This window comes from uncultured Bradyrhizobium sp., from assembly GCF_964252615.1.
In the GTDB taxonomy this organism is placed as follows: domain Bacteria; phylum Pseudomonadota; class Alphaproteobacteria; order Rhizobiales; family Xanthobacteraceae; genus Bradyrhizobium.
Map to the genome: position 1 here is coordinate 1 of NZ_CAXUNQ010000013.1, position 15,064 is coordinate 15,064.

12 protein-coding genes are annotated in these 15,064 nt (G+C 64.5%); 4 read left to right on the forward strand and 8 right to left on the reverse strand.

Translation table 11 applies throughout. From position 1 onward, the window contains the following. Nucleotides 1–337: 337 nt before the first annotated feature. The 8 genes from ACFE72_RS09650 to ACFE72_RS09685 all read right to left on the reverse strand — a co-directional run bounded on the left by ACFE72_RS09650 (nt 338) and on the right by ACFE72_RS09685 (nt 11,630). Nucleotides 338–931, reverse strand: coding sequence for a GNAT family N-acetyltransferase (locus ACFE72_RS09650; protein WP_375412864.1), 594 nt, complete (start codon nt 929–931; stop codon nt 338–340). A gap of 3 nt (nt 932–934) precedes the next feature. Then, nucleotides 935–2,443, reverse strand: a complete 1,509-nt coding sequence (gene glpK / locus ACFE72_RS09655) for a glycerol kinase GlpK (RefSeq protein ID WP_375412865.1) — start codon at nt 2,441–2,443, stop codon at nt 935–937. A gap of 198 nt (nt 2,444–2,641) precedes the next feature. After that, nucleotides 2,642–3,415 carry an SDR family NAD(P)-dependent oxidoreductase gene (locus tag ACFE72_RS09660; RefSeq protein WP_375412866.1) on the reverse strand — a complete coding sequence of 258 codons (774 nt, stop codon included), beginning with the start codon at nt 3,413–3,415 and terminating at the stop codon, nt 2,642–2,644. A 120-nt stretch (nt 3,416–3,535) separates the two neighbouring features. Continuing rightward, a complete protein-coding gene (pimD, locus tag ACFE72_RS09665) occupies nt 3,536–4,678 on the reverse strand; it encodes a pimeloyl-CoA dehydrogenase small subunit (RefSeq protein ID WP_375412867.1) in 1,143 nt (380 codons plus the stop codon). A gap of 233 nt (nt 4,679–4,911) precedes the next feature. Continuing rightward, complete coding sequence (gene pimC / locus ACFE72_RS09670; RefSeq protein ID WP_375412868.1) at nt 4,912–6,102, reverse strand: pimeloyl-CoA dehydrogenase large subunit; 1,191 nt, start codon at nt 6,100–6,102, stop codon at nt 4,912–4,914. Between the two features lie 150 nt (nt 6,103–6,252). Continuing rightward, nucleotides 6,253–7,440 carry an acetyl-CoA C-acyltransferase gene (locus tag ACFE72_RS09675; protein WP_375412869.1) on the reverse strand — a complete coding sequence of 396 codons (1,188 nt, stop codon included), beginning with the start codon at nt 7,438–7,440 and terminating at the stop codon, nt 6,253–6,255. After that, nucleotides 7,437–9,128 (reverse strand): dicarboxylate--CoA ligase PimA, encoded by a 1,692-nt coding sequence (pimA, locus tag ACFE72_RS09680; RefSeq protein ID WP_375412870.1) that lies wholly within the window; start codon nt 9,126–9,128, stop codon nt 7,437–7,439. The genes ACFE72_RS09675 and pimA overlap by 4 nt, the downstream gene beginning before the upstream one ends. Before the next feature lie 402 nt (nt 9,129–9,530). Beyond that, complete coding sequence (locus tag ACFE72_RS09685) at nt 9,531–11,630, reverse strand: 3-hydroxyacyl-CoA dehydrogenase NAD-binding domain-containing protein (protein ID WP_375412871.1); 2,100 nt, start codon at nt 11,628–11,630, stop codon at nt 9,531–9,533. A 124-nt stretch (nt 11,631–11,754) separates the two neighbouring features. Between ACFE72_RS09685 and ACFE72_RS09690 the strand changes: the two genes are divergently transcribed. The 4 genes from ACFE72_RS09690 to ACFE72_RS09705 are packed head-to-tail and all read left to right on the forward strand — an operon-like array spanning nt 11,755 to nt 15,062. Further along, nucleotides 11,755–12,621, forward strand: coding sequence for an IclR family transcriptional regulator (locus tag ACFE72_RS09690; RefSeq protein WP_375412939.1), 867 nt, complete (start codon nt 11,755–11,757; stop codon nt 12,619–12,621). Between the two features lie 33 nt (nt 12,622–12,654). After that, the gene (locus ACFE72_RS09695; RefSeq protein WP_375412872.1) at nt 12,655–13,464 is read left to right on the forward strand and encodes an ABC transporter ATP-binding protein; all 810 of its coding nucleotides are present in this window, start codon (nt 12,655–12,657) and stop codon (nt 13,462–13,464) included. Then, a complete protein-coding gene (locus tag ACFE72_RS09700; protein ID WP_375412873.1) occupies nt 13,461–14,174 on the forward strand; it encodes an ABC transporter ATP-binding protein in 714 nt (237 codons plus the stop codon). Before ACFE72_RS09695 ends, ACFE72_RS09700 begins: the two co-directional genes overlap by 4 nt. Nucleotides 14,175–14,183: 9 nt before the next feature. Then, nucleotides 14,184–15,062, forward strand: a complete 879-nt coding sequence (locus tag ACFE72_RS09705) for a branched-chain amino acid ABC transporter permease (RefSeq protein ID WP_375412874.1) — start codon at nt 14,184–14,186, stop codon at nt 15,060–15,062. The last annotated feature ends 2 nt before the right edge of the window (nt 15,063–15,064 follow it).

Below are 15,064 nucleotides of genomic sequence, written 5' to 3' on the forward strand. Positions count from 1 at the left end.
CTCGTCATGCGCGGGCTTGACCCGCGCATCCATCCATCTTCGCAAGAGTCGTTTCAAAGCGGATGGATTGCCGGGTCAAGCCCGGTAATGACGGCCGAGATATGTGCATATGGACGAGTCAAGCCCCGCAATGACGCCGAGATGGGTGCATATGGCAGGGCTCGTCCCGGCCATCCACGTCTTTCGTTGCCCAACCACCGCCAAGACGTGGATGCCCGGCACAAGGCCGGGCATGACGGACCTCCCTCGGCGGCGCAGCGCCAGCTCAGACATTTGGACGCTTCCGATTTGCGAAGCAGCGCTTCGCGAAGCGCTCCGCCGGCATCGCGCACGGACATCATTCGATAAGCGGGACATGCTTTGCGGCATTGCGCGGCGCCGTTCCGGCAAGGCGCGGGTCTTCCGCGATCTCGATCTGACGCCGGAACGGGCGGAAGCCCGAGCGCCGATAGAACGCCAGCGCGGACGGATGATCCAGCGTGCAGGTGTGCAGCCAGACCCGCGAGACCTGCCGCGACCATGCCAATTCCAGCGCGCGATTCATTAGCCAGCGGCCGGCGCCGCTGCCGATCAACTCGGCGGTGACGCCGAAGAAGGCGAGTTCGCACTGGCCGGCCTCGCGAAAATCCAGTTCGAGCAGCCCCTCGTCGCGCCCCTCATGCATCAGCGCATGGACGTCGACCATCGGCGAGCGAATGATCGCGGCCAGTTCCGCATCGGGCATCTGCAACCGCGAAAACCACAGCCACTCCTCGCCGACGCGGCGATAGAGATTGCGAAACCAGTCGAGATCCGGAGACGGCACCGTGCGCAACGTCCATGCGCCGTCCGGATCGGGAGGAAGTGCCCGACGTTCGGTCATCTCCAGATGCGTGACCACGGCCGCGATCTTGCCGGCGGGAACGTCGGAAGTGCCGTCGGGAAGCAGCATCGCTCAAGCATCCTCCCCCTCGCCGCTGGCCAGCAGCCCCTTCACCGCCCGCTTCCATCCGGCGAGCTTGCGCTCCCTTGTCGCCGCACTCATCACCGGCTTGAACCTGCGCTCCAGCCGCCAGTTATCGGCGAATTTCTCGGGCTCCGGATAGACGCCCGCGGAAAGCCCCGCCAGATAGGCCGCACCGAGCGCGGTGGTCTCCTGGATCATCGGGCGGTCGACCGGCGCGTCGAGCAGGTCGGCGAGGCGCTGCAGGGTCCAGTCGGAGGCGGTCATGCCGCCGTCGACGCGGAGCACGGTGTTGGCGACCTTGGCCTCGGGCCAGTCCGCGCGCATCGCGGCCCACAGATCGAAGGTCTGGTAACAGACGCTCTCCAGCGCGGCGTGCGCGAGTTCGGCCGGCGTGGTGTTGCGGGTGAGGCCGAACAGCGCGCCGCGGACGCGGGGATTCCAGTACGGCGCGCCCAAGCCGACGAAGGCGGGCACCAGATAGACGCTTTGCGACGGATCCGACTGGTCGGCGAGCGGGCCGGTGTCGGCGGCGTGCTTGATGACGCCCAGCCCGTCGCGCAGCCACTGCACCGCGGAGCCCGCGACGAAGATCGAGCCTTCCAGCGCGTAGGTGCGTTTGCCGTCGAGCTGGTAGGCGATGGTGGTGAGCAGCTTGTTGGAGGAAGTGACCGGCGTGGCGCCGGTGTTGAGCAGAGCAAAGCAGCCGGTGCCGTAAGTGGATTTAATCATGCCCGGCGCGAAGCAGGCCTGGCCGATGGTGGCGGCCTGCTGGTCGCCGGCGATGCCGCGGATGGCGATGGCGCCGCCGAACAGTTCGGGCATGCTGTCGCCGAATTGGTGCGAGGAGTCTTCCACCTCCGGCAGCATCGCGCGCGGCACGCGCAGGATGCTCAGCAGTTCGTCATCCCATTGCCCGAGGTGGATGTTGAACAGCAAGGTGCGCGAGGCGTTGGTGGCGTCGGTTGCGTGCACCCTGCCGCCGGTGAGCCGCCACAGCAGATAGGCGTCGACGGTGCCGAACATCAATTCGCCGCGCTCCGCGCGCGCGCGCGCGCCGGGGACGTGATCGAGGATCCACGCGACTTTCGTGCCGGAGAAATACGGATCGACGATCAGGCCGGTCTTGGCCGAGATCACGGGCTCATGGCCGTCGGCCTTCAGTTTCGCGCAAATGTCGGCGGTGCGGCGGTCCTGCCAGACGATGGCGCGATGGATGGCCTGACCGGTGGCGCGGTCCCACACCACGGTGGTCTCGCGCTGGTTGGTGATGCCGATCGCCGCGATGTCCCTTGCGGCGAGGTTTGCCTTCTTCATTGCCTCGCGGCAGGTGACGACGGTGGAGGTCCAGATGTCCTCGGGCTCGTGCTCGACCCAGCCGGAGGCCGGAAAATGCTGCGGGAATTCCTGCTGCGCTTGTGCCGCAACGGAGATGTCCTGCCGGAACACGATCGCGCGCGAGGAGGTGGTGCCCTGATCAATGGCGAGGACGTAGGACATGGCGGCGTTCTTCCCCGGAGAATGTTTGAGAGAAGCAACCGGATTGCGGCGAAGACGTCAATATCGCCCCAACGTCGTCCCGGCGAACGCCGGGACCCATACACGCGGAAGCCTCAAGTAGAGCGCGGAACTAACGTCATAGGACAGCAACAAGCACGGTGGTTATGGGTCCCGGCGTTCGCCGGGACGACAGCGCTTTTACACCGACGCCGTCGTCACGCCGCCGTCGATCACGATGGTCTGTCCGGTCATGAAGCTGGAGGCGTCGGAGCCGAGATAGGCCACCGCGCCGGCGATCTCGTCGGGCTCGCCGATACGGCGCAAGGGCGTGGTGGCGCAGCGGCGCTTCAGGCGCTCCTCGTCTTCCCACAGCGCGCGGGCGAAATCGGTCCTGACCAGGCCCGGCGCGATGCAGTTGACGCGCACGCCCTTCGGGCCCCATTCCCCAGCGAGGCTGCGGCACAGCGCGAAATCCGCCGCCTTGGAGATGCCGTAGGCGCCGATCACGGTGGAGCCGCGCAGGCCGCCGATCGAGGAGATGATCACCACCGAGCCGGCGCCGCGCTCGGCCATCTGCGGGATCGCTTGGCTGCACAGCCAGATGTTGCTCTTGACGTTGGAGCCCATGATCTTGTCGAAGGCTTCGTCCGATATGTCGAGCAGCGGACCATAATAGGGATTGACGGCCGCGTTGCAGACCAGGATGTCGATCCTGCCGTAATGCCGGGTGGCGCCGGCGATCAGCGCATCGACCTCGTTTTTGCGCGCGATGTTGCAGGCGATGACATGGGCGTCGCCGCCGTCCTTGCGGATGCCGGCGGCAACCTCCTCGCAGGCGTCGGCCTTGCGGCTGGAGATCACCACTTTTGCACCGAGTTTCGCCAGCAGCTCGGCCGAGGAACGGCCGATGCCCCGGCTGGAGCCGGTGATGACGGCGACCCGGCCGGTTAGATCGAAGGGGGTGTTGTTCAAGTCCGTCTCCCAGTTTTCTTGCGTCATGCGCGGGCTTGACCCGCGCATCCATCCTCTTCGAAGGATTCTTGTGAAGAGTGATGGATTGCCGGGGCAAGCCCGGCAATGACGGTTGAGGGATTACACCAGCCCGCCCTGCTCGCTGACGCGGCGCAGATGATAGTCGGTATCGCCGAAGGTGTTCTCGATCATGGTCAGGCGCTTGAAGTAATGGCCGATCTTGGCCTCCATGGTCATGCCGATGCCGCCGTGCAACTGAACCGCCTGCTGGCCGACGAACTTGGCCGACTTGCCGATCTGCACCTTGGCGGCCGCGACCGCATTGGCGCGCGCTTTGGCGTCGTCGAAATCCGCCGCCATGGTGGCGAACATCGACATGCTGCGGGCCTGCTCGACCGCGACGAACATGTCGGCGGCGCGATGCTGCAGCACCTGGAACGAGCCGATCGGCACGCCGAACTGGGTGCGGGTCTTGAGGTACTCGACGGTGGATTTCAGCGATTCGTCCATCGCGCCGACCGCTTCGGCGCACAACGCGATGCGCGCGTCGTCGACCACCTGCTCGATCAAGGCCAGGCCGTTTTCCGGATCGCCGATCGCGGCATCCGCGCCGACCTCGACGCCGGTGAAGGTGATGTCGGCGGCATGCAGGCCGTCCTGGGTCGGATAGCCTTTTTTCGAGACGCCCTTGGCGTTGCCGGGCACCAGGAATACGCCGATGCCGCCGGCGTCGCGCTGCCCTCCCTTGGTGCGCGCGGTGACGATCAGCGTGTCGGCGCTGTCGCCATTGAGCACGACGAATTTTTCGCCGTCGATGACCCAGCCGTCGCCCTTTTTCTTGGCCGACGTCGACACGTCGGCGAGCTCGTAGCGCGAGTTCTTCTCGAGCTGCGCGAACGCCATGGTCCTGCTGCCGTCGATGATGCCGGGGATATGAGCGGCTTTCTGCGCGGCCGAGCCGCCGCGGCGCAGGAATCCGCCGCCGAGCACCACGGTCGCCAGATAGGGCTCCAGCAGCAGCGCCTTGCCCAGCGCTTCCATCACGATCATGGTCTCCACCGCGCCGGCGCCGAAGCCGCCATCGTCTTCGGCGAACGGCAGCCCGAGCAGGCCCTGCTCGGCGAGTTTTGCCCAGACGCTTCTGCTCCAGCCGCCCTTTTCCTTGCCGTATTTCTTGCGGCTGTCGAAGTCGTAGGAATCGTTCAAGAGCCCATCGACGCTGTCCTTGAGAAGCCGCTGCTCCTCGGATAGATCAAAATCCATTTCTTATTTCCTCACCAACCAAACCAATTCGTCATTCCGGGACACGCTCTTGGCGTGGGCCGGGAATCCATAATTCCACTCGTGGTTATGGATTCCGGACTCGTTCGCTTTGCTCCGCCCCGGAATGACGAGGGAGAGTGTCATTCCGGGACACGCCTCTTGGCGCAGACCTGGAATCCAGAAGCTGTTCGCTCGCGATTCCGGGTTCGCGCGAAGACACGCGCCCCGCGCCCCTACAACCCCAGCACCGCCTTGGTGATGATGTTGCGCTGGATCTCGTTGGAGCCGCCGTAGATCGAGACCTTGCGGTTGTTGAAGTAGCTCGGTGCGATCTGCGCGGTCCAGTCCATGGCCTCGTTGCTGCCGTCGTCGCCATGTTCGTCGTAAGGAGCCGCGAACGGGCCGATCACTTCCATCAAAAGCTCGGTGGTGGCCTGCTGGATTTCGGAGCCCTTGATCTTTAGCACCGAGGACGCCGGATTGGGCTTGCCCTTGCCGTGCTTGCCTTCGTCGGCGACCACGCGCAACTGCGTCAATTCAAGCGCCTTCAGCTCGATCTCGACCTCCGCCAGTTTTTCGCGGAATTTCGTATCTTCCATCACCGGCCTGCCGCCGGACTCGACCTTGGACGCCAGTTCCTTGATGCGGCGAATCCGTTCCTTGGAGACGCCGACCCGGGCGATGCCGGTGCGCTCATTGCCGAGCAGGAATTTGGCATAGTCCCAGCCCTTGTTCTCCTCGCCGACCAGGTTCTCGACCGGCACCTCGACGTCGTCGAAGAACACCTCGTTGACCTCGACGCCGCCGTCGATGGTCTGGATCGGCCGCACCGTAATGCCCTTTGACTTCATGTCGATCAGGATGAAGGAGATGCCCGACTGCTTCTTCGCCGACGGATCGGTGCGGCACAGGCAGAAAATCCAGTCCGCATACTGCGCGAGCGTGGTCCAGGTCTTCTGGCCGTTGACGATGTATTTATCGCCGCGGCGCTCGGCCCTGGTCTTGAGCGAGGCGAGGTCCGACCCCGAGCCCGGCTCGGAAAAGCCCTGGCACCACCAGTCGTCGACATTGGCGATGCGCGGCAGGAAATGCTTCTTCTGCGCCTCGCTGCCGAAGGTGTAGATGACCGGGCCGACCATGCTGACGCCGAACGCCAGCGGCGCCGGCGCCGGCGCCATCTGCAGCTCCTCGTTGAAGATATAATGCTGCACCGAGCTCCAGCCGGTGCCGCCATATTCCTTCGGCCAGTGCGAGACGTGCCAGCCCTTCTTGTTCAGGATGCGCCACCATTGCACCATCTCGTCCTTGGAGATATGGCGGCCCTCCTGCAGTTTCTGCCGCGCTGCGGGCGGCACGTTCTCCTTGAAGAACGCCCGCACCTCGTCACGAAACGCCACTTCTTCCTTGCTGAAGCTGAGATCCATCGGATCCTCCTGTGAGCTACCCTGTCGTCCCCGCGAAGGCGGGGACCCATAACCTCCGGCATTCGTGGTGGCGAAAAGTGGCCACCACAATGCCAAAACAAAACGCCGGCGTGTATGGGTCCCCGCCTTCGCGGGGACGCCGCCGGCGTGTTACTGCAGCACCTCGAACAAACCCGCCGAGCCCATGCCGCCGCCGACGCACATGGTCACCACCGCATATTTGGCCTTGCGCCGGCGGCCTTCGATCAAGGCGTGGCCCGCGAGCCGTGCGCCGGACATGCCGTAGGGGTGCCCGACCGCGATGGCGCCGCCGTTGACGTTGAGCTTTTCCGGATCGATGCCGAGCTTGTCGCGGCAATACAGCACCTGAACCGCGAAGGCTTCGTTCAATTCCCACAGGTCGATATCGTCGACGGTGAGGCCGTGACGCTTGAGCAGCCGCGGCACCGCGAATACCGGCCCGATCCCCATTTCATCCGGCTCGCAGCCGGCGGAGACGAAGCCACGGAAGATGCCGAGCGGCTTCAGGCCTTTCTGGGCGGCGAGCTTGTCGCTCATGACGACCGTCGCGCTGGCGCCATCGGACAACTGGCTGGCATTGCCGGCGGTAATCGTAAAACCTTCGCCGCGCACGGCCTTGAGGCCGGCGAGGCCTTCGGCGGTGGTTTCCGGACGGGGGCCTTCATCCTTCGACAGCGTCACGTCTTTGAATGAAACCTCGCCGGTGGCCTTGTCGGCGACGCCCATCCTGGTGGTGATCGGCGCCAGTTCGTCGTTGAACCTGCCGCCCTGCTGGGCGGACGCGGTGCGGCGCTGGCTTTCCAGCGAATATTCGTCCTGGCGCTCGCGCGATATGTTGTAGCGCCTGGCCACCGTCTCGGCGGTGTCCAGCATCGCCATGTAGACGTCCTTCTTGATCGCCACCAGTTCAGGATCGACCGCATGGAATTTGTTGGCGTGGTCGTTCTGCACCAGGCTGATCGATTCGCCGCCGCCGCCGATCGCGATCTCGACGCCGTCGAAGATCACCGAGCGCGCCGCCAGCGCGATCGCCTGCAGGCCGGAGGCGCATTGCCGGTCGATGGTGGTGCCGGCGGTGGTCACCGGGATGCCGGCGCGCAGCAGCGCCTTGCGCGCGATGTTGCCGCCGGTGGCGCCCTGCTGCATGGCGACGCCCATCACCACGTCCTCGATCTCCTTCGGATCGAGTTTGGCGCGCGCCACGGCCTGGCCGATGGCGTGGCCAAGCAGCGTTGCGCCTTCGGTGGCATTGAGGGCGCCGCGATAGGCCTTGCCGATCGGGGTGCGGGCGGTGGAGACGATAACTGCGTCGGTCATGAACGACCTCCTGTTGCGAGTTGCTGATGTCTGGGTTGCGGTTGTGGCGCGGGCTGACCATTGCGCAATTGGTGGCGCGAGAGCTTGCCGACCGAGGTGCGGGGCAGCTCATCGACAAAGTCGAGCGCGGCCGGCAGCTCGTGCTTGCCGAGCTTGCCGGCTAGAAAGGCGCGCAGGTCCTCGACGCTGAACGGATTGGCGCCGGCGCGCAGCTTGACAAAAGCCTTCGCCGCCTCGCCGCGATAGGCGTCGGGAATGCCGATCACGATCACTTCCTGCACCGCGGGATGGGTGTAGATCGCCTGCTCGATCATCTGCGGATAGACATTGAAGCCGCCGGAGATGATCATGTCCTTCTTGCGGTCGACCAGATAGAAATAGCCGTCGTCGTCCATGGTGCCGATATCGCCGGTCAGGAAGCGGTCGCCGACAAAGGCGTCGGCGGTTTCCTGCGGCCGGTTCCAGTAGCCTTTGGTGACGTTCGGACCGCGGATGCGGATTTCGCCGACTTCGCCGGGCGCGAGCACCTTCGTCGGATCCTCGAGCGACACCACGTCGAGCTCGATGCCGGGCAGCATCAGCCCGATCGAGCCCGGCTTGTCCGGTCCCTCCTTGGGGTGGCTGGTGCCGGGCGAGCAGGTCTCGGTCATGCCCCAGCCGCTCTTGAGCTTCATGCCGGTCCTGGCCTCGAAGATTTTTGCGACCTCGACCGGCAGCGGCGCACCGCCCGATCCGGCAACAACCAGCGACGAAAAATCGCGCTTGTCGAGATCCGGCAGGGCGGCGATGGCGATCCACATCGTGGGCACGCCGGGAAATACCGTCGCGCGCTTGACCTCGATGTCGCGCATCACGGCCTCGACGTCGAAGCGCTGGTGCAGCGACATCAGGTTGCCATGCTTGAGGCTCGCCAGCATCACCACGGTCAGCGCAAAGATATGAAACAGCGGCAGCACGCAGATCACGCGCTCGATGGCGTTGCGTTCGGCGCGCGTCGGCGCGTTCCAGACCTCGTAGATCGACACCGCCGAGGTGAGATTGCCATGGCTGAGCATCGCGCCCTTGGGCAGGCCGGTAGTGCCGCCGGTATATTGCAGCAGCGCGATATCGTCGGCCGAGATGGACGGCCATTGCGCCGGCCTGGTTGCGCCGGTGACGAAGGTGCCGAAGCTGACGATGCGCGGATCGTCCGGAATCGGAACGTGCGGGTTGCCGACCGCGCCCCACGCGTCGTCCTCGCAGACGATCAGCCGGTCCAGCAGCCCCTTGGCGAGAAATTTCAGCGCCGTCGGCAGCAGCGCCGCAAGGTCGCTGGTGACCAGAATGCGCGCGCCGGAATCGCTGAGCTTGTGCGACAGCGCGATCTCGCCGTCGAGCGCGGACAGATGCACCACGCGGGCGCCCGCCTTCAGCGCGCCGAAGAAATTCACCGGATGGTCCGGGGAATTGCCGAGGAACAGCGCCACCGAGGTGTTCTTGCCATAGCCCGCACGCAGGAACGCCGAGGCGGCGACTTCAACCTTGTTTTCCAGGTCCGCATAGCTGATCGACTTGTCGCGAAATTCGATCGCCGGCCGCGCGCCGAAATCCGTCGCCGCCTTCGCCATCAGGTCCGGCAGCGTGCCGCGCGCGATCGGATCGTCCCAATGCACGCCTTCCGGATAGAATTTCTCGCCGGGGTGAATCATGCAGGCCTCCCGTCATTCCGGGGCGCGAGCGCTTTGTGAGCGAGCCCGGAATCCATAACCACGGTCGTGGGTATGGATTCCGGGCCTACGCCAAAAGGCGCATCCCGGAATGACGTGTGAGAGTAATGCGCCATCCGCCTTACGCCGCGGCTTTCGCCGTCTGCGCCAGCGACGCAAACGTCTTGCCTTCGGCGGCGAGGCGCTTGCGCAACGGCGCCGGTTCCAGCGACGGGGTGAATCATGCACCCACTTCTCCACGTCGTCCCCGCGAAGGCGGGGACCCATAACCACCGAGGCTAGTTTTGAAGGCTGGCTTTGGTCTCATTATGCTAACCGAGACTTCTGGGAGTATGGGTCCCCGCCTTCGCGGGGACGACGGGTTGAAGGTTTCCGCCATCCGCCTTACGCCGCGGCTTTCGCCGTCTGCGCCAGCGACGCAAACGTCTTGCCTTCGGCGGCGAGGCGCTTCAGCAACGGCGCCGGTTCCAGCGACGGATCGCTGGTTTCCCTGGCGTAGTACGACAGCCGGTCGGCGATGTGCTTGAGGCCGACCTGATCGGCATAGAACATCGGTCCGCCGCGATAGATCGGCCAGCCGTAGCCGTAGAGCCAGATCACGTCGATGTCGCTTGGCCGCGCGGCGACTTTCTCCTCCAGGATCCGGGCGCCCTCGTTGATCATCGGATACATCATGCGCTCGAGGATCTCGTCGTCGCTGACAGTGCGGCGCTTGCGCCCGAGCCGCTGCAGCGTCTCGTCGATCAGCTTCTCCACTTCCGGATCCGGCATCGCCGCGCGCGATCCCGCCTCGTATTTGTAATAGCCCTTGCCGGTCTTCTGCCCGAAACGGCCGGCTTCGCACAGCGCATCCGCAATCTCCGACTTGATGCCGCGGTCCTTGCGCGAGCGCCAGCCGATATCGAGGCCGGCGAGATCGCCCATCGCGAACGGGCCCATCGGCATGCCGAATTTCGTCACCACGGCATCGACCTGCTGCGGCAGCGCGCCTTCGAACAGCAGCTTCTCCGCCTGCTTGCCGCGCTGCGCCAGCATGCGGTTGCCGACAAAGCCGTCGCAGACGCCGACCACCGCCGGCACCTTTGCGATTTTGCGGGCGACCGCGACCGCGGTGGTCAGCGCGTCCGGCGCGGTCTTGTCGGCGCGCACGATCTCGCACAGCTTCATCACATTGGCCGGCGAGAAGAAATGCATGCCGAGCACGTCCTGCGGACGGTTCGTCACCTTGGCGATCTCGTCGATGTTGAGATACGAGGTGTTGCTGGCAAGCACCGCGCCCGGCTTGGCGTATTTATCAAGCGCGGTGAAAACTTCCTTCTTGATCGCCATGGTTTCGAACACCGCCTCGATGATGAGATCGGCATCTTTGACATGTTCGAGCCCGACCTTGCCGTCGATCAGGCCCATGCGCTTGGCCGGCGCGTCGGCGGGGATGCCGCCGCGCGCCGCGGTGGCCTCGTAGTTCTTCTGCATCACGCCCATGCCGCGCTTGAGCTGCTCGTCGCCGGTTTCGATCAGCGTCACCGGAAGTCCGGCATTGGCAAACGACATCGCGATGCCGCCGCCCATGGTGCCGGCGCCGATGATGGCGACGCGCTCGACCTTGCGCGGCTTGGTGCCTTCGGGGACGCCGGCGATCTTCGCCGCCTCGCGCTCGGAGAAGAACGCATAGCGCTGCGCCTTGGACTGATCGCCGGCGACCAGCTTCATGAAGCTTTCGCGTTCCTTTTTCAGGCCTTCGTCGAACGGCAGGTCGATCGCGGCGCCGACCGCGTCGGCGGCCGCGAACGGCGCTTCCAGCCCGCGCGCCTTTTTGGTGAGCGCCGCGACCGCACCCGTGAAGATCGAGCGGTCGGCTTTTGCCGCCGCAAGCTTGCTGTCGTCGTCGCGCAATTTGCGCAGCGGCCGGTTTTCGGCCAGCACCTTGCGCGCAAAGGCTTCGCCGCCCGACGCCGGCCCTTCGACGATTTCGTCGATCAGGCCTTGCTTCAAGGCTTCCGAAGCGCCGATCGGGTCGCCGCCGACGATCATCTTGACCGCGAGTTCCGGACCCACCGCGCGCGGCAGCCGCTGCGTGCCGCCGGCGCCCGGCAGCAGGCCGAGTTTCACTTCCGGCAGCCCGAGCCTTGCGTCCTTGACGGCGACGCGGAAATGGCAGCCGAGCGCGACTTCGAGCCCGCCCCCCAATGCGGTGCCATGAATTGCGGCGATGGTCGGCTTCGAACAATTTTCCAGTTCGGAAATCACCTGCGCCAGCCCGGGCGGCTGCGGCGGCTTGCCGAATTCGGTGATATCGGCGCCGGCGATGAAGGTGCGGCCGGCGCAGGTGAGAACGATGGCCTTCACTTGCGGATCGTCGGCGGCGGTTTTGACGCATTCAAAGATGCCGCGACGAACTGCCGCGCTGAGTGCGTTCACCGGAGGACTGTCGACTGTGACGATGGCAATCACGTCGCGGCGTTCGATCTTGACGACTTCACTCACGGAACTCTCCTTGAACGTCTGGCTCTTGATTGATTTCGCACTGCGGAATTTAATTCCACATCTTGACAGGGAGGGTTATTTTGAAGCACGTCCGTTGTCAACGAGATCGGCACGGCAGCAGGGTATGAAGCGTCCAGCCAAGAAAGCGGCGACCGATCGCAGCTTCGTCGTCGCGCTGTCCCGCGGCCTCGATGTGTTGCGCGCATTTCGTCCCAACGACGGACTTCTCGGCAATCAAGAGATTGCGGCCCGTACGAATTTGCCTAAGCCGACCATTTCGCGGCTGACCTACACCTTGACCAAGCTCGGCTACCTTACACAGGTTCCGCGGTTCGAGAAATATCAACTCGCGCCGGCAGCCATGGCGCTGGGGTATGCCGCCCTTGCAAATCTCGGCGTTCGGCACCTGTCCGAATCCTTCCGCGAAGAAGTCATGCGGGAAACCGGAGGAGCTGTGGCGATCGGCGCCCGCGATCGTCTCAGCATGATCTATGTCGGTCAAAGCCGGAACGGTCTTGCGCTCGGCGTTCAACTCGATGTCGGTTCGCGAATACCTATCGCCACCACGGCGATGGGACGCGCCTATATCTGGGCGCTGCCCGACGAGGAGCGCGCCTCATTGTTGCGCGAGCTCCGCGAGTATTACGGCGGCCGCTGGTCGAGAATGCGCGACGGCATCGAACGCGCCGGCGAAATGGTCGAACGCATGGGGTTTACGCTTTCCGTGGGCGAGTGGCAGGACGACGTGCACGCTGTTGGTGTGGCCCTGAAGCTGAATGACGGAACCGGTCCTTATGCATTCAACTGCGGCGCGCCCGCATTCCGTTTCACGGAAGATCGGCTTCGCAACGACATTGGACCTCGTCTCGTGGCGATGGTAAGGAACATCGAAGCCGCGCTCGGCGGCGCGGCGCCACAATCAAAAAAACAAGAAACCAAAAAGATGAAACCAGGAGGGAAAGTTGCACGTGTGGTCGAGGGGATCAGGTAGCGTCTGCCGGTACGGCCTGCGGGGCCGGACGATATGATGCAGGCACAACTCGCGCAGGGCGAGGCCGGTTCGGCGGCTCCCCTGCTTGCGGTTCACGACGTCAGCGTCGTGTTCGGCGGCATCGTCGCCTTGAACGGCGTATCCTTCGACATGCACAGGGGAAAGATCCTCGGCTTGATCGGACCGAACGGCGCCGGCAAGACCACGCTGTTCAATTGCCTTTCCAGATTGTATCAGCCCAGCAAGGGCGACATCCTGCTCGAAGGAACGAGCATCCTGACCCGTCCGGCGCACAAGATCGCCGAAATCGGGATCGGCCGCACCTTCCAGAACGTCGCATTGTTTCCCAACCTCACGGTGCTCGACAATGTACGGGTCGGAACCCACGCCCGCACCAGGAGCGACATCATCAGCGACAGCCTGAAGTTGAAAAAGATTCGCCGCGCCGAGGCCGAGATCAACGAACGCGTCCATGAGATCCTCCGCTATCTGGACCTTGAAGACGTCGCGCATACCGTCGTCGCCGGCCTGCCGTTCGGGACCCAGAAACGCGTCGAACTTGCGCGCGCGCTCGCCGCGCAGCCGAAAATCCTGCTGCTCGACGAGCCGGCCGGCGGTCTCAACCATGAGGAAGTCCACGTTCTCGGCGACCTGATCCGGCGGATTCGCGACGACCGGAATGTCACGGTTCTGCTGGTTGAACATCACATGGGGCTGGTGATGTCGATCGCCGACCATGTGGTGGCGCTGAATTTCGGCAGGAAGCTCGCCGAAGGCACGCCGGCCCAGGTCCAGGCCGACCCCGATGTCATCAAGGCCTATCTGGGGAGCAAGGACCAATGACGTCGATGCTCAACGTCAAGGACCTCAGAGCCTATTACGGCCAGGTGCAGGCGCTGCACGGCCTGAGCTTCGCTCTCAACGAGGGCAGCCTGACCACCCTGCTCGGCGCCAACGGCGCCGGCAAGACCACCACCCTGCGCGCGATCTGCAACATGGTGCGCTCCACCGGATCGATCGAATTCGACGGCGCGCCGCTCGGCAACCGCTCGACCGAGAATATCGTTCGGCTCGGCATCGCCCACGTGCCGCAAGGCCGCGGCACCTTCACCACCATGACGGTGGAAGAAAACCTCCAGCTCGGCGCCATCACCCGGAAGGACAAGGGCGGCGTCGTCTCCGACATCGAGCGCATGTACGACCACTTCCCGGTCCTGAAGCAGCGGCACACCCAGCAGGCCGGGACGCTCTCGGGCGGCGAACAGCAGATGCTTGCGGTCGCGCGCGCGCTGATGCTGCGACCGCGGCTGATGCTCCTGGACGAACCCTCGTTCGGCCTGGCGCCGCTGATCGTGCGCGACCTGTTCAAGATCCTCGGCAAGATCAACCGCGACGACAAGGTCACCATCCTTGTGGTGGAGCAGAACGCGCAACTGGCGCTGGAGCTCGCCGACACCGCCTATGTGATCGAAACCGGCCGTATCGTGATGTCGGGGAAAGCCAATGACATCGCGAACAACGAAGACGTCCGTAAATCCTATCTCGGATATTGAGGAGCGGCCATGGAGCTATTCACCAACCAGGTGCTGGCCGGCATCGCCACCGGCGCGATCTATGCCTGCATGGCGCTCGCCGTCGTCATGATCTACCAGGCGATCGATCACCTCAATTTCGCCCAGGGCGAGATGGCGATGTTCTCGACCTTCTTCTCCTGGCAATTGATGCAATGGGGCGTGCCCTACTGGTGGGCCTTCCTGCTCACGCTGGCGTTCTCCTTCGCCGGCGGCATCGTGATCGAACGCCTGCTGTTCAAGCCGCTGGCGAAGGCGCCGATCCTGACCAACGTCGCCGGTTTCATCGCGCTGTTTGCGATCATCAACAGCGTCGCCGGGCTGATCTGGGATTTCACCATCAAGCAGTATCCGACGCCGTTCGGATCGTCGCCGTTTCTTGGCAGCCAGCTGATCTCGACCCATCAGGCCGGCATGATCGGCGTCACCGTGATCCTGCTGATCCTGCTGTACTTCTTCTTTCAGTTCACCCGCATCGGCCTGGCCATGCGCGCCGCCGCATCGTTGCCGGAATCGGCGCGGCTGGTCGGCATCAACACCTCCTGGATGATCGCGCTGGGCTGGGGCATGGCCGCCGCGATCGGCTCCATTGCCGGCATCCTGATCGCGCCGGTGGTGTTCCTGGAGCCTAACATGATGGGCGGGGTGCTGATCTACGGATTTGCCGCCGCGGTGCTGGGCGGCCTGACCAGTCCGCTCGGCGCCGTGGTCGGCGGTTTCCTGGTCGGCGTGTTCGAAAATCTTGCCGGAACCTATATTCCGGGTGTCGGCAATGAGCTGAAACTGCCGATCGCGCTGGCGCTGATCATCACCGTGTTGGTCGTCAAACCGGCGGGCCTGTTCGGCCGGCCCATCGTAAAGCGAGTTTGATC

Bases quoted from the DNA above. Each gene is read 5' to 3' on its own strand.
- ACFE72_RS09650 (WP_375412864.1), bottom strand. From the start codon at position 931: ATGCTGCTTCCCGACGGCACTTCCGACGTTCCCGCCGGCAAGATCGCG.
- glpK (WP_375412865.1), bottom strand. From the start codon at position 2,443: ATGTCCTACGTCCTCGCCATTGATCAGGGCACCACCTCCTCGCGCGCG.
- pimD (WP_375412867.1), bottom strand. From the start codon at position 4,678: ATGGATTTTGATCTATCCGAGGAGCAGCGGCTTCTCAAGGACAGCGTC.
- pimC (WP_375412868.1), bottom strand. From the start codon at position 6,102: ATGGATCTCAGCTTCAGCAAGGAAGAAGTGGCGTTTCGTGACGAGGTG.
- ACFE72_RS09675 (WP_375412869.1), bottom strand. From the start codon at position 7,440: ATGACCGACGCAGTTATCGTCTCCACCGCCCGCACCCCGATCGGCAAG.
- pimA (WP_375412870.1), bottom strand. From the start codon at position 9,128: ATGATTCACCCCGGCGAGAAATTCTATCCGGAAGGCGTGCATTGGGAC.
- ACFE72_RS09690 (WP_375412939.1), top strand. From the start codon at position 11,755: ATGAAGCGTCCAGCCAAGAAAGCGGCGACCGATCGCAGCTTCGTCGTC.
- ACFE72_RS09695 (WP_375412872.1), top strand. From the start codon at position 12,655: ATGATGCAGGCACAACTCGCGCAGGGCGAGGCCGGTTCGGCGGCTCCC.
- ACFE72_RS09700 (WP_375412873.1), top strand. From the start codon at position 13,461: ATGACGTCGATGCTCAACGTCAAGGACCTCAGAGCCTATTACGGCCAG.
- ACFE72_RS09705 (WP_375412874.1), top strand. From the start codon at position 14,184: ATGGAGCTATTCACCAACCAGGTGCTGGCCGGCATCGCCACCGGCGCG.